This is a genomic window from Rhizobium sp. CG5 (genome assembly GCF_023701945.1).
GTDB lineage: Bacteria > Pseudomonadota > Alphaproteobacteria > Rhizobiales > Rhizobiaceae > Allorhizobium.
Map to the genome: position 1 here is coordinate 33,586 of NZ_JABAEF010000025.1, position 13,742 is coordinate 47,327.

Annotated in this window: 14 protein-coding genes and 2 pseudogenes; 6 read left to right on the forward strand and 10 right to left on the reverse strand. The window is 59.6% G+C overall.

Translation table 11 applies throughout. From position 1 onward, the window contains the following. Positions 1–24: 24 nt before the first annotated feature. Positions 25–1,416 carry a malonyl-CoA decarboxylase gene (locus tag HGO38_RS27625; RefSeq protein ID WP_250959029.1) on the reverse strand — a complete coding sequence of 464 codons (1,392 nt, stop codon included), beginning with the start codon at positions 1,414–1,416 and terminating at the stop codon, positions 25–27. A 154-nt stretch (positions 1,417–1,570) separates the two neighbouring features. On the opposite strand from HGO38_RS27625, the gene HGO38_RS27630 reads away from it, so the two are divergent. Then, positions 1,571–2,221, forward strand: coding sequence for a GntR family transcriptional regulator (locus HGO38_RS27630; protein WP_250959030.1), 651 nt, complete (start codon positions 1,571–1,573; stop codon positions 2,219–2,221). A gap of 285 nt (positions 2,222–2,506) precedes the next feature. Here the strand turns inward: HGO38_RS27630 and HGO38_RS27635 are convergent, their stop codons facing one another. The 8 genes from HGO38_RS27635 to HGO38_RS27670 are packed head-to-tail and all read right to left on the reverse strand — an operon-like array spanning position 2,507 to position 9,767. Further along, a complete protein-coding gene (locus HGO38_RS27635; RefSeq protein WP_250959031.1) occupies positions 2,507–3,514 on the reverse strand; it encodes an asparaginase in 1,008 nt (335 codons plus the stop codon). A 16-nt stretch (positions 3,515–3,530) separates the two neighbouring features. Further along, on the reverse strand, positions 3,531–4,343 hold the full coding sequence (locus HGO38_RS27640) for a creatininase family protein (RefSeq protein ID WP_250959032.1): 813 nt from the start codon (positions 4,341–4,343) through the stop codon (positions 3,531–3,533). Next, positions 4,340–5,143 (reverse strand): HpcH/HpaI aldolase family protein, encoded by an 804-nt coding sequence (locus HGO38_RS27645; RefSeq protein WP_250959033.1) that lies wholly within the window; start codon positions 5,141–5,143, stop codon positions 4,340–4,342. The genes HGO38_RS27640 and HGO38_RS27645 overlap by 4 nt, the downstream gene beginning before the upstream one ends. Positions 5,144–5,159: 16 nt before the next feature. After that, on the reverse strand, positions 5,160–6,245 hold the full coding sequence (locus HGO38_RS31190) for an ABC transporter ATP-binding protein (protein WP_352230513.1): 1,086 nt from the start codon (positions 6,243–6,245) through the stop codon (positions 5,160–5,162). An 8-nt stretch (positions 6,246–6,253) separates the two neighbouring features. Then, positions 6,254–7,339 (reverse strand): ABC transporter substrate-binding protein, encoded by a 1,086-nt coding sequence (locus tag HGO38_RS27655; protein WP_250959034.1) that lies wholly within the window; start codon positions 7,337–7,339, stop codon positions 6,254–6,256. Between the two features lie 38 nt (positions 7,340–7,377). Further along, entirely contained in the window at positions 7,378–8,196 is an 819-nt protein-coding gene (locus HGO38_RS27660; protein ID WP_250959035.1) for an ABC transporter permease, read from the reverse strand. Beyond that, positions 8,180–9,085, reverse strand: coding sequence for an ABC transporter permease (locus tag HGO38_RS27665; RefSeq protein ID WP_250959036.1), 906 nt, complete (start codon positions 9,083–9,085; stop codon positions 8,180–8,182). Before HGO38_RS27665 ends, HGO38_RS27660 begins: the two co-directional genes overlap by 17 nt. Position 9,086: 1 nt before the next feature. Beyond that, positions 9,087–9,767 (reverse strand): RraA family protein, encoded by a 681-nt coding sequence (locus tag HGO38_RS27670; RefSeq protein WP_352230514.1) that lies wholly within the window; start codon positions 9,765–9,767, stop codon positions 9,087–9,089. Between the two features lie 63 nt (positions 9,768–9,830). On the opposite strand from HGO38_RS27670, the gene HGO38_RS27675 reads away from it, so the two are divergent. Next, positions 9,831–10,727 carry a LysR family transcriptional regulator gene (locus tag HGO38_RS27675; protein WP_250959038.1) on the forward strand — a complete coding sequence of 299 codons (897 nt, stop codon included), beginning with the start codon at positions 9,831–9,833 and terminating at the stop codon, positions 10,725–10,727. 26 nt (positions 10,728–10,753) lie between these two features. Here HGO38_RS27675 and HGO38_RS27680 read toward each other — a convergent pair whose 3' ends face one another. Next, positions 10,754–11,017: a Rossmann-fold NAD(P)-binding domain-containing protein gene (locus HGO38_RS27680; RefSeq protein WP_250959039.1), complete on the reverse strand. Its 264-nt coding sequence runs from the start codon at positions 11,015–11,017 to the stop codon at positions 10,754–10,756. 155 nt (positions 11,018–11,172) lie between these two features. Here HGO38_RS27680 and HGO38_RS27685 point away from each other — a divergent pair, with 155 nt between their 5' ends. The 4 genes and pseudogenes from HGO38_RS27685 to HGO38_RS27700 all read left to right on the forward strand — a co-directional run. Continuing rightward, positions 11,173–11,898, forward strand: a complete 726-nt coding sequence (locus HGO38_RS27685) for a GntR family transcriptional regulator (protein WP_250959040.1) — start codon at positions 11,173–11,175, stop codon at positions 11,896–11,898. A gap of 6 nt (positions 11,899–11,904) precedes the next feature. Then, a complete protein-coding gene (locus HGO38_RS27690) occupies positions 11,905–13,086 on the forward strand; it encodes a mandelate racemase/muconate lactonizing enzyme family protein (RefSeq protein WP_250959041.1) in 1,182 nt (393 codons plus the stop codon). A 181-nt stretch (positions 13,087–13,267) separates the two neighbouring features. Continuing rightward, a pseudogene (locus tag HGO38_RS27695) lies at positions 13,268–13,513 on the forward strand (ABC transporter substrate-binding protein); the annotation flags it as partial. Between the two features lies 1 nt (position 13,514). Further along, positions 13,515–13,739: pseudogene (locus HGO38_RS27700) on the forward strand (oligopeptide/dipeptide ABC transporter ATP-binding protein); the annotation flags it as partial. Positions 13,740–13,742 lie beyond the last annotated feature (3 nt).

A 13,742-nucleotide genomic window follows, 5' to 3' on the forward strand; every position in this document is an offset into this window, starting at 1 on the left:
GTTGCCCTCCTCCAATTCTGTGCATTACGATCTGCGCTTGCCCTGAAAGCCGGCTGCGCCTGCCACTGCATTGGGCTCGCCATGCTGCTTCAACAGGTTCCTGACGACCGGCGAGGCGGCAACTTCGCCGCGCTGCGCCAGCGCCTCGTGGTTGGCGACGATATCGTCGAGCTTGTAGAGATAATTCACCATCAGCCCGTGCGCCTGTTGCATGGCCTTTGCCGAGCGGTCACCGAGGAAATTCAGTCTCTCGAGTCGGGCGCCATTGCCGAGGTGGAAACGGGCGACGGGATCGATCGGGCGACCGTCCGCGGTCTTGGCCGTGAGAAAATAGCGCGCCGCCATCGGCAGCAAGGCGCGCTCGACCTTCAAAACCTTATCCTCGTCGCCGGTCCAGATGGGATCATCCAAGAGTGCCAGCGCCGCCCGGTCCGTATCCGACAGCAGCGGATCGCTCTCTGCGGTCCGGATCGAGGAAAGCCAGCGCGCAAAGCCCGGCACGGGCGACAGGGTAACGAAATTCTTCAGGCCCGGCAGATCCCTGCGCAGATCGTCGACGACCTGCTTGATGAGGAAATTGCCGAAGGAAATGCCGCGCAGGCCATCCTGGCAATTGGAGATCGAATAGAAGACGGCGGTCGTCGCCTCGCCGGCGGCAATCTGCAGCCGACCCTCATCCAGGACCTCATGTATCGTGTTGGGTACCGTGCGCGTCAGAGCAACCTCGACAAAGACGAGGGGTTCGTCGGCAAGCCGCGGATGGAAGAACGCAAAGCATCGCCGGTCGGAGGGTGCAAGCCGGCGGCGGAGTTCCTCCCAGCCGGCAATCTCGTGCACCGCCTCATAGGCGATGATCTTTTCCAGGATATTGGCCGGCGTCGACCAGTCTATCGGCCTCAGTGTGAGGAAACCCCGATTGAACCAGGACCCGAAGAGATGGGTGAAATCAGCGTCGAGCGCCTGAAAACCATTTGCCGTCTCCTTGAACTGCAGAAGCTGCTCGCGCATCCGCACAAGTTTCGCCGTGCCGCTTGGCGCCTGGTTCAACCGGCGCAACAGTTCCTGCCGCCGCGGTTCGGCCGCCTGGTGAAGAGCAATGATCGCCGCGGCACTCTCGTCTGTGCGGTAGGTGTCGATCGCCCGTGCGAGTTTCGCCTTATCGGGACCGAACCTGTCGGACAGCAATTGGAAAAACTGCCGGGCGCCATCTGCGTCGAGAACGCTCCAGCGGTCGAGAATCTCGGCGGCAAGAGCCATGCCCGAGGCTTCGCCGCGGCTCGACAGCAGCATCTCGCAGAGCGTCTCTGTATCCGCTTCAACGGCCACGTCCGCAACGCGCGATCCGGAGAACAAAAGCTTGCGCCCGCGATCGGTAATGCTCTGGAGCATGTCCGTAAAGAAGGAGGTTTCAGACATGCCTGTGCTCCCATGATCCCACGTCAGACCTGCGGCAACCGCTTTGGCTTCCCATGGCCCGCGTTTGCAGCTAGCATGTAATCAATCAAAGATGGTACACAATGTCAAGAATCTTGTATACAAGAGTATCATCCTCGCATGATGGAGCGCGTATATGTCCGAAAATGTTGGCCGGTGGCTCCGGGATGAGATTGAAGACGCCATTCTTTCCAACGAATTCGCCCCCGGCGAACGGCTCGACGAAATGGTGCTTGCCACCCGCTTCGGCGTGTCGAGAACGCCGGTACGCGAAGCGCTGATGCAACTGGACGCCATCGGGCTGATTGAGATCCGGCCTCGAAGAGGCGCAGTTGTCGTCGATCCGGGACCTCACCGCGTCTTTGAGATGTTCGAGGTCATGGCCGAGATGGAGGGTCTGGCCGGCTCGCTCGCCGCCCGGCGGCTGAACGAGGCCTCGCGCGAGGCGATCAAGTCGACGCACGGCCGGTGCGAGCAATCGGCCAAATCCGGTAACAGCGACGCCTATTATTATGACAACGAGGATTTTCATAAGGCCATCTACGCGGCGAGCCGCAGCGATTTCCTCGAAGAGCAGTGCACGCAGCTGCATCGGCGTCTTCGCCCTTACCGAAGGCTGCAGCTGCGCGTGCGCAATCGCCTGTCGACATCGTTCAAGGAGCATTGCGCTATCGTCGAGGCGATCTTCGCCGGCGACGGAGATGAGGCGCGTCGCCTGCTTCGCTCGCATGTCGGTATCCAGGGCGAGCGGTTCAGCGATCTCGTGGCAAACATGGCGGCCAGATAGTCGAGAAGATGTCGCCGCCAGGAATATTAAGGCGTAGCCACGCCACATTGATAGCCAGTCGACATAACTGCGTTTCAGTGCACTCCTAAGGCCGATTCTGGCTGAGTATCGGCGACGGGAGTTGAACACTGGAACGCATCACCCTTATAGACACGACGCCGGCGGGAGTTGGGCGATCCCGCAATCGAATTGGATGTCAAAGCAGTTTTGCGCGAAACCAGCAGCTTAGCAAAATCCGGTCATACCAGAGGTTCGAAACGGCTCAAGGCGACGCAACTGGCGAAATCAGGCCCGGTATCGGCTAAGCAGATTGCAAATGCTTTGTCTGTCGAGGCCGTGACGCAAAGCAAGGTTCATCAGAATTCGGCTTTTGGGGCCATCCAGCCAGCCGGTATCGTGCAGGCCGCGTCCGAGAAGATCCATCTCGCTTCCGATAAAACCGTAGGTGGAGCGCAGAACCTGACCGGAACCGGTGCGCGACGACAGGAAGACCGGGATAGTATCAGCAATCTGGCCCAGTTTTTCGGCGGTTTCCGGGTTTGAGTGCCCACCGCCGAGCCCTTCAATGACCAGCCCCTGAACCCCGCCATTCCTGTCGAAATCAAGTATCTGGCAATCGAAGTCGAGTGTCAGTGAAACGAGAGCGACCTTTGCAGGCAGCGCCTCCGGCAACCGTGCAATGTGTCCGCCGCTTGGTACCGATGCAACGATGATGACATCCTCTTCCGAAACCCAGCCGACAGGGCCTGCGTTGGGCGAGGAAAAGGCCGCCACGCTGGATGTATGCTGCTTTTTGACAAAACGGGCGGCATGGATCTGGTCGGTGAAAACCACAAGCACCCCATGCCCGGCGGCTTTCGGCGATGAGGCCACCCGTGCTGCCGCCAGCATATTGGCCGGGCCATCGGCACTTGCCACCGAAGGGTTGCGCATCGCCCCGGTCACGACGACAGGAATTGACACGTCAAGCAGCAGATCGAGTGCGAAAGCCACCTCCTCGATGGTGTCGGTCCCTTGCGTGATGACCACACCTTTCGCCCCCCCTTTGGCCTCGGCATCTTCGATGGCCGACGCCAGCGCCTCCAGATCGTCGAATGTCAGATGCGCACCTGGCTTCTGGCGAAAGCTTACGGCCTCGATATCGAAATCCGACAGGCCCGGAACGGCACGGACCAGGTCGGCTGCATCGAGCGTGGGAACTGCGCCGGGCTTGTCGCCCGGCACCATTGCGATCGTGCCGCCCAAGGCGAAGACGACGATCCTGTCCGTCAGATGTGCGGCGCTGGAACTCATCGGTGTCTCTCCCTGCTCAGCGCTGCGCGAGTGCCTTGTCGGGCGCCGCCGTAATAGTGGTGACGGCAAACATCTCGACGAAATCAGTCACATAGGCGCAAAGGCGTTCGAATGCCTGCTTGCCGCGCTCCGCCGAACTGTTGGACACATCGGCCCAGGCGCCGCTGGCATTGACCTCGCAGGATATCGGGAAAAGCCCGACCTTGCTGTCCTTGAAGATGAATTTGGACGAGCCGACTGCTTCCAGACCTGCCACGGGGTTGAGATGGGCCGAGAACCGCTGGTCGAGGCGGATATCGTCGCCGTTCAGATGCGCAATCAGCGACATCAGGGGCTCGCCGCCATGGCCTGCGGATTTCTTGCTATCGCCGGCAAAGACATCGGCGGCGACATCGCGGACGACTTCCAGCGGATCGATCAGCGCAAGCTCGGCCAGCGCCTCGCGGTGCATCTTGCGACCGATGATTTCCAGCGGTTGGATGTTCTGACGATGGCAATTGAACATCACGATGCGGCGAAAGCCGTTGCGCGCCGCTTCGCGCACCACGGTTTCGACCATGTCGCTGAACAGCGCTTCCGGCAGCGTGAACGTGCCGGGCGAGCCATCATGCATTTCCGACAGCCCATAATGCAGGGTCGGCATCACCAGGGCATTGGTTTTTTCCGCCACGGCCAGCGCCATGCGCTCGGCGATGATGAAATCGCAACCGAGCAACTGGTGCGGGCCGTTGCTCTCCACAGTCCCGATCGGCAAAAGCAGAACCGTACCGGCCTTTGCGGCGGCTGCGACTTCAAGATTGGTGAGGTATGGCAGATAGGTCTTTTTCATGCCGCATGTTCCTGGCTTGTCGAAATTTTCCGTGAAGCGGCAACCTGTGCGGCCAGCGCCGAGATGATGATGCCGCTCGGCGTTGCAATCAGCATCACGCCCTTGCCATCCGAAAGGCGTCTGTACATCGCCTCATCCGGTACATGTCCCTGAAGGCTATGACCGGTGTACTTGCCCGCCGCCTTGGCTTTTTTGACGACATCGGCAACGATGGGGAGAATGTCGGTCATCGGCGGCATGCCCATGGACTGGCGCAGATCCTTGGCGCCGACATCGATGAAATCGAGGGCCGGATGGGCAAGGATGGCATCGAGATTATCGATCGCTGCCGCCTCTTCGATGATGGCGCCCAGCATGATCTCGGCATTGACCCTTTTCATCCACTCGCCCTCATCGGTTTCGTGGCCGAAATTACCCGAACGCCCGAGTGCATAGACCGTGCGGCTGCCCTGAGGGTGGTAGAACAGCATGTCGGCGATTTCATCGAGATCCGCCGCACTCCTGACGCGGGCAATATTGAAGCCCTGCACACCGGCTGACAGAAGCGGGTCGATGAGTTGAGCCGATCCGCGACCGATGCGCGCAATCGGCGTCATACCGTATAAAAGCGTGGTGCGGATGAGATCTGCGGCCTCGCGCACCGTGAAAGGCTCGTGCTCGATATCGACGACGATGAAATCGCAGCCCGCAAGCCCGGCCATTTCGACGATCTCGTGCGAATAAAGCCGCATGACCGCACCGAAGCACGTCTCGCCGCGCGCGAGCTTCTCCCGAAGGAGGTTTTTCGAAGGTGTTTCCATAATATATACTCCCCGATTAGTCTTGTGCGATGAGCCAGCCGTCTTTTTTCGACCAGCAGGCCAGCGCCTTTGCAGAAATGGCGATGTCCCTGTTCGAGGAAGGCTCCACGGCCTCGACCGGATATCCTCCCATATCGAACGTGTATTCAGTCGAGGTGCCGAGAAAGACCTTGTCCTTCACCTGCACCGGACAACTGTTTTCGTCAGGATTTTCAGCCTGGCGAATGCGGATCTGGTTCGATCTCAGGGCAAGGCGGGCGGGCTGCCCGACAACGGGCGCAAAGCCCAGCACCCGTTGAACTTCCAGCAATGTGTCGTGACCCTTCAGCTCGCAAAAGATCGCGGTCTCGCCGATTTCCCGCACCGTCACCGGCAGCTTCGAGCAGCCGCCGATGAAATCGAGCGCAAAGCGGGAGGCGGGGTCGTCATAGATGCGGCGGGGTTCGCCGATATCCGAGAGCACACCCTGCGACATAACTGCGATGCGATCTGACATCGCCAGCGCTTCTTCCTGATCATGGGTCACGAAGATGGTGGCAACAGACATCAGCCGCTGTATGCGTCGCAGCTCGTGCTGCATGCGCGATCTCAGATGCCGATCGAGCGCTGCGAAAGGCTCGTCCAGAAGCAGCACGGCCGGTCTGGTGGCAAGGGCTCTGGCCAGGGCAACGCGCTGGCGCTGCCCTCCGCTGAGTTCGCCAGGCAACCTGTCGCGGTAATCGCCGAGGCCGACCATCTCCAGCATTTCCGAAACGCGTTCTGCGATTTCAGCGGAGGATTTGCGGCGCATCTCCAGCCCGTAGCCGACGTTACGGGCCACATTCATGTGGGGGAACAGGGCATAATCCTGAAAGACCACCCCCATTTCGCGCTGGTTGGGGGGAACACGGGTGAGATCCCTGCCATTGACGATGATCTCGCCGCTGACCGGCCGCTCAAGCCCCGCCACCAGGCGCAAGGTCGTCGATTTTCCGCAGCCGCTTGGCCCCAGAAGCGAAACGAACTCACCGGGCGCCACCGAAAGGTCGATGCCCTTGACCACCGTCTCGCCGCCATAGGAGGCGACGACCTTTCGCAATTCCAGCGCGCAACCGTTTGGCATGTCTGGCATCATCGCGCGACGTCACTGTTAAACATTTTGGTGAGATCGGCGATATGCGCCTGGGTCAGCTGCGGCAGCAGCACCAGTTTTTCGAGATCGGCGGCATTTGGCACGACGCGCTTCAGCTTCTCCGGCACATTGGGCGTGACGAGGCGATTGACGGGGGCCGAGCCGATCTCAGCGGCCCACAGGTCCTGGATTTCCGGCGACAGCATGATGTCGATAAAGGCGTGGCCAAGTTCCGGCGCCGGGCTGTCCTTGACCGGCACAAGGCAATTGAGGCTGTAGAAAGCGCCCTGCGAGGGAACGGTGCAATCCAGCGGCGCATCGCGGTTGATCCAGTCGGTAAGAAAGCGGGTCTTGTTGAAGCACACGCCGACATCGCCATTGGCCAGCAGCGGCATGACCTCCTGGGATCGGCTATAGATCATCTTGATCCGATCACGATAGTTCGCCAGATAGCGGATGCCGCCCTCAAGGTCGGTCATCGCCTCGGCCAGCGGCTTGCCTGAACCGGCGGCCGATGCGGCGGCGAGAAATTCAAGCCCGATATTCGAACCGCTGGCGGGAAAGGCGGTCAGTGCCACCTTGTCGTCGGCGAAGATGGCCGCATAGGTCTTTGGTGCCTCGGACCAGATCTTCGTGTTGAAGGTCAGGGTATCCGCACTCAAAATAAAGCTGACGATCTTGCCGTCCGCGGCAAGCGCCTTGGGCATCACATCCTTGAGGTTCGGGATATTGGCAACCGTTGCTGGTTCGACCAGATCTTCCTCAAGGGCCTGGTTTGCGAAACTGAGATCGAGCGTTGCCGCAATGAAGGTCGGGCGGCGGCGCTGCACACGCATGGCCGAGAGCACCTGCGAGGAGGATGATTGTTGCGTCTTGAGTTCGACCTTGTATCGCTCCTTCATGATCGGGGCGACCTTTGCCAGCACAAGCTTTTCGACCGAGGCGTCGGGCAGGGTTACGAGAACCTGCATCCCTTCCTGCCCAAAGGCGCGGTTGGCGATAAAGGGTGCGGCAAGGCTGCCGATAGCGACCGTCTTCAGAAATGTGCGGCGAGTTGCATTCAAGTCCATGCTATTGTTTTTCATGTTTATTCCCCTTTTTCTGTGGTTTTGTGTCTGCTGGATTATCTGTCGGACTTTTGGACCAGGTATTTTCCGAACAACGCGATCAAGACGACCGAGAACAGAATGAGCGCCGTCGAGACCGCCATCAGCACAGGGCTGAGGGCCTGCTCTGCCTGGTTGTACAGAACCACCGGCAATGGCGGTGTCAGCGGGTCCTGGAGGAACGCCGAGATGTTGTAGTTGTCGAAAGAAATCAGGAAGGCGAACAGCGTCGCCGAGAGAACGCTGGGCATGGCGAGTGGTGCGAGGATGGTGCGGAATGCCTGCCACGGATTGGCGCCCAGCGTGCGGCTGGCTGCCCATAGATTACGGTCGAACGTTTCAAGTGCTGGCAGAATACTGCGAAGCGCATAGGGAAAACTGATGACGAGGTGGCCGATGATCAGTCCGGTAAAGTAATCCGCCGACCAGACGGTGCTGAAAAACAACAGCAGTGCAAGTCCGACGACGATGGACGGCAGGACAAGCGGCAGCATCAGAAAGCTGGTGACATAAGCCCGGCCCGGAATGATCCGCAATGTCAGCCCGATCGCCGACATCAGCGCAAGCGATACGGAGATCACCGTGACGATGGCCGCCAGTTTCAGGCTGTAGAGCAGCGAGGATATGAGATTGGGAACCTCGTTGAATGCGCCATACCATTTGAGTGTGAAGCCCTGGGGCGGAAACTTTGCATAGGCGGTTTCGCCAAAGGACGAGATGATGATGGCCAGCATCGGCAACAGCAGAACGATAACTCCGAAGCCGGTGGCGATGTAGCGGATCCAGTCTGTTGCCGGCATGGAAGCCAGCTTTCGGATATCAGGAGCGCGGAGCATAGAACTTTGCCTTCCTGTCCATCCACGCCTGGTAAACCGACATGGTGACGATAACGATGGCGAGAAGGACGACAGCAATCACCGCCCCGGTTATCCAGTTGGCAAGCGCGAACATCTGCTGGCCAAGGAGCGTGGTGATGACCAGATACCCCTGTCCACCCAGCAGCCCCGGCGTCACGAATGCCGTCATATTCAGCGTGAATGCCACAACGGAGCCGGCGGCAATAGCCGGAACGAGCAGCGGCAAGGTCACGGTTCTGGTCATCGCCAGCCGGGTTGCCCCCAGGGTCGATGCCGCGTCCAGCAATCGTCGGTCGATGCGGGCAATGCCGGTTGCCAGCGGCAGAATGACGAAAGGCAGGACGAAATAGGCGTTGCCGATGATCAGTGCTGCCGGGCCATAGAGAAACTCCACCGGACGCGACACGATGCCGAGCGTGAGCAGCAGCGCATTCAGCGGACCTTCACGCCCCAGCACCATGATCACGCCATAGGCCCGCACCACGCCGCTCGTCGTCATGGGAAGCAGGGCAATCGATATCAACAGCCGCCGCATCATCGGGCCGCCTCTGGCGATCGAGATCGCATAGGGATAGGCCACGACCAGGGCGATGATGGTGCTGGCAATCGAGATCCAGAAAGACCGCCATATGACGCGCAACGAGGTCGGGTCGAGGAAGAAATCGATGTAGTGCTTGAGCGTGAACCCCGCCCCGTCGAGGACGCTGGCATCCGCCGCCGAAAAGCTGAGGCGCAGCACCTGAAGGAGCGGCCAGACATAGGTGAACAGCAACAGCAGGATGGTGGGAACCACCAGCAGCGCCGGACTTGCCAGAACGCTCCGGCCGAGATTGCCGGATCGCATCGAAATCGTTTCCCTGTCGCTCATATCAACGCCCTCTATGGGCTTCGATCAGGTCTTTCAGCCATGAGCGGTCAAACGTGCCTGCGGCAATTTCGGCCAGCAGGCGCTGTTCCGCTGCCAGCTGGGCGGTTGCCTTTTCCAGCACAGTGTCCGCCTCGTCGGGGCGCACGGCGACCACGCCATCGGCATCCCCGATGATGATGTCGCCGGGGCTGACCGTCATTCCGCCGATGGAAACGGTGGCTCCGACATTGCCGGGGCCGTTCTTATAGGGGCCGCGATGGGAGATGGAGCGGGCGAAACATGGAAAGTCGGCCTCCTTGAACGAACCGGCGTCGCGGATGGCGCCATCGACGACGAAGCCCGCAATGCCGCGGCTTTTTGCGTAGCGCATCATGATTTCGCCCATCAGCGCACCCGTCTCGTGCCCGCCGCCATCAATGACGATCACATCGCCCGGCTCGGCTAGATCGAGCGAAAGATGGACGAAAAGGTTGTCGCCGGGACGGGTCTGCACGGTGAATGCCCGGCCACAAAGAGGCCGGTCGCCATGAATGGGTGACAAACCCACCGCGCCGCGCAAGCGGTCCAGATTGTCGCTGACAAGGGTCGTCGAAAGGCCGGCGAACTGCCGGACAAGAGTATCCTCAACCATCTTTTTGTTCCCTGTTATCGTGCTTGACAGGGAACTTGCTTCAATGGTCACTATATTAAAAGCGAATTAATCGAGACTTAAGCTGTCGTATTTTTCTAGTATCCGGGGAACATCATGATAACGTTGAAGCAAATTGAGGCATTTCATTGCGTTGCCCGTTTGGGAGGCATCGGCAAGGCTGCCGAAAGGCTCAATACGACCGAATCGACGATATCCAAACGACTTCAAGAGTTTGAACTTGCGCTGCAAATAGACGTGTTCGAGCGCGCCGGGCGCTCACTCACGCTCAGCCCCACAGGCCGCCGCATTCTTCTGCTGTGCGAAAAGATGCTGGATACGCGTACCGAAATCATGGAGGCAACAGCGCTTTCTCCCTCTCAAGGGAGCATATTGCGGCTCGGCATTACCGAGCTGGTATCGGCGCTTTATCTGGAAAAGATGCTGGAGGAATTCGGCGCCCGTTTTCCGGGCGTGCAGGTGGATCCGACTGTCGGATTGAACGATTTTCTTGTCGACGGCCTGCGACACAATACGCTTGATCTCATTGTGTGTCCTTCGCTGCCGATGCGTGCAGGCGAGTTCAAGTACATCATCCTCACCGAGAGCCGGTCAAAATGGATGTGCAGCCCAAAATTACTGCCGCAAGGCAAAATCGACACCATTGCCGAACTGGCAAAGCTGCCGCTCATATTACAGCCGCGAGCGTCGCGTTTCCATGAAATGCTGATCGATTTCTTTCAACAGCGCGGGCTATACCCCTCACGGATCCTGACCGCCTCGAACCTTGCGGGCCTGCGCGATTTCGCCGCAGCAGGTCTTGGCGCTGCCGCCTTGCCACCGGCCTTCTGTCGCGCCGAGCTCGCCAGTGGCCGGTTGCAGATCATTCGCACGCCCTATCAGCCGCCATCGCTGCAATACGCGGTTTTTCATAATCGCACGACAACCAGCCCGTTGATAATCCAGGCGGCAACTGTTGTCTCTGAAATCATTGGTGAATCAGCATTTCAATAATGCCTCTGAGCTGTTTGAGCCCAAGGTCAAAACGTGGATCTGTTGAATTTCGCCTCGAAGAAATCGATGTGAGCGGAGACGGCCTGAACCCATTTCAAGGCTCCCCAATAGACCGGCAGGTCCTTGGGCGGGTTGCGCCAGCCGGGGCCTGGGCCGATGAAGGCCACCTCGGTTCCGGCCGGAATTTTCCACGGTTCGCTCTGTCCACATTTGGTGAGCTTCACCTGCGGAAACCGCGATGTGATCAGCGCGCCAAATTCCTCGCCCAAGCCATTTGCCAAATTCACCACCGGACCCTCCCGTTTCATTCCATGCGCACAGCGCGGACCGACCCGGCCTCACTGCCTGCCTGGACGGTTTCTAGCAGAAAAATATACGTGATATAATTTTTAATATATGAAACCGGAATATTTCGTATATGAAAGTCGCCAGGAGGAAATTCAGCATGAAAATTCGCCAGCCGCTTTCCCGGCTCGTTGCAGATCAGATCCGCGATCACATCTCCAATGGTGTGCTTCTGCCCGGGCAGAAGCTGAACGAGCGCGAGATCATGGACCGGATGGGGATCACCCGCACGCCGCTGCGTGAGGCGATGTCGATCCTGGTGGGTGAGAAGCTGGTCGAGATGTCGCCGAATCGCGGCGCGATCATCACCACGCTGACCGATGCCGACATCAAATCCATGCTCGAAGTGCGCGGCATGTTCGAATATCGGGCCGCCGAACTGGCGGTCGGGCGCGTCACCGATGCCGAGGTCGATCACCTGGCAGGCCTCTGCGAAAAGATGGATGGGTTGCGGCTGGCGAACAATCCGAACGACTGGTGGGCCACCAACCGTCTGTTCCACAAGACGATAGTGGTGCTGAGCGGCAACCCGGTGCTGATCGATTATTACGCGAATATTTCGCTGCGCATGACGGTCTACAATTATTTCAACCGTCTGGGCGTCACCACCACCGATCGCTGGGAAAGCTCTGAGGAGGAGCACCGGCAGATCGTTGAGATGCTGCGGCGGAGGGATGGCCCTGGTCTCGGTGCGGTGCTGGAACAGCACTTGCTGAGCTCATGGCTCGTCGCACGTCAGATCGTGCAAACGCATGGGAGGGAGGCGGAGCTGTTTTCCTCCCGGTTCCGGGAGTTGAGGACGGCGCAAGCCGAACGGGAGAGGTAACTACGCATGAAAATCGTGAAGGCCGAAATTTTCGACATCGAATGCCCCAAGCGGCCGCCATGGCACCCGGTGCTGTTGCGACTGGAGACAGACGAAGGTCTGATGGGCGTCGGCGAAGCGGCCATGGCTTATGGCATCGGCCGCAGTGCGGCCGCGCATATGGTCAAGAATTTGGTCGAGTCATTTGCCATGGGCGCTGACCCGATGTCGAACGAACTTCTGTGGGAGCGGATGTACCGTGAATCCTTCTGGGGTCTCGGTGGTGGCGCCGTGGTGTTTGCCGGCATCAGCGCCATCGACATGGCCTGCTGGGATATCAAGGGCAAGGCCGCCGGCCTGCCGGTCTACAAGCTGCTGGGCGGCAAGACCAATCCGACGCTGCGCTCCTATGCCAGCCAGCTGCAGTTCGGCTGGGGGCAGGAGAAGGTCGAAAGCCTGACGGATCCGAAGGCCTATGCGGATGCCGCTCTTCGTGCCGTCGCCGAAGGCTATACCTGCGTCAAGGTCGATCCGCTGATGTTCGATGCCGGTGGCAAGCGTCATTACGATCTGACGCGGATGTTCCAGCCGAAGCAGATCCGGATGTATGTGGAGCGTCTCGAAGCCATTCGTGATGCCGTCGGCAGCGATATCGACATCATTCTGGAGGTGCATGGCGCAACGAGTGCGACATCGGCGCTGCAGATCGCGCGGGCCTGCGAACATTTGGATATCTTCTACTACGAAGAGCCGGTGAACTACCAGAATTCCCGTCTGCACGACAAGGTGGCGCGCGGTACCCGCATACCGATTGCCGGCGGCGAACGCATCTATACCCGCTCGGGCTTACGGCCCTATCTCGAAGACCAGAGCCTTGACGTCATCCAGCCGGATATCGGCCTGACGGGCGGCCTGACCGAAGCGAAGAAGGTCTGCGATTACGCCCATATGTACGATGTCGGCGTGCAGGCACATGTCTGCGGCAGCCCGATCTCGACGGCGGCAGCGCTGCATCTGGAAACCGTGATCCCGAACTTCACGATCCACGAGCACCATACCTACGCGCAGAAATCCTGGAACATCGAACTCTGCGACGTGGACCTGCAGCCGGAACGCGGAACGTTCACTGTTCCGGAAACCGCGGGCCTCGGCATCGGTCTCAACGATGCGGTCGTCTACAAATCTCCGAACATCGTCATGAAGGCATAAGCACAAAGGCATCCGAGGAGGCGCAATTCCGGCCGCGTGAGGACGGCCGGGATTGTGAAAAGTAGAGTGCACAAGGGAGGAACCTGTCGTGCTGTTGAAGACATTGAAAATGACTGCCGCTTCGATCGCAATCGGTGTGGCAATGATGCCGATGGCTACCACGACCTTTGCCGCCGACAAGACGATGACCGGCGGTTTCGCCGTCGGTCCGGGCGGTTTTCCCGGCAATTGCAATCCCTTGATGGCAACGACCGGTTACATGGCGCTTACCCTCGCCTATGAGCCGCTGGTCGTCTATGACAAGGCCTTGCAGAAGGTCGTCGGCAAACGGGCAGCCAGCTACGACATCAGCGCCGACCGGCTGACCTACACATTCAAGCTGGTGCCGACAGCCAAATGGCGTGACGGCCAGCCTTTCACCTCCAAAACGCCAGATGCTGGAGGGGGATATCCCCTCGCCCCTGTCGCCGCCCTCGGGCTGTGTATTCCGGACCCGCTGTCCTGACGCAATGCCGATGTGCGCGCAAAGTGTGCCGCCGCTTGTCGAAGTGTCGCCGGGGCATCTGAAGGCGTGTTGGCGCGAGGATATTTCGGGTCCACCGATGGCGGCGGGGCCCATGCTGGAGCGCAACAGCGTGGCAGAGCCGGCATGAATG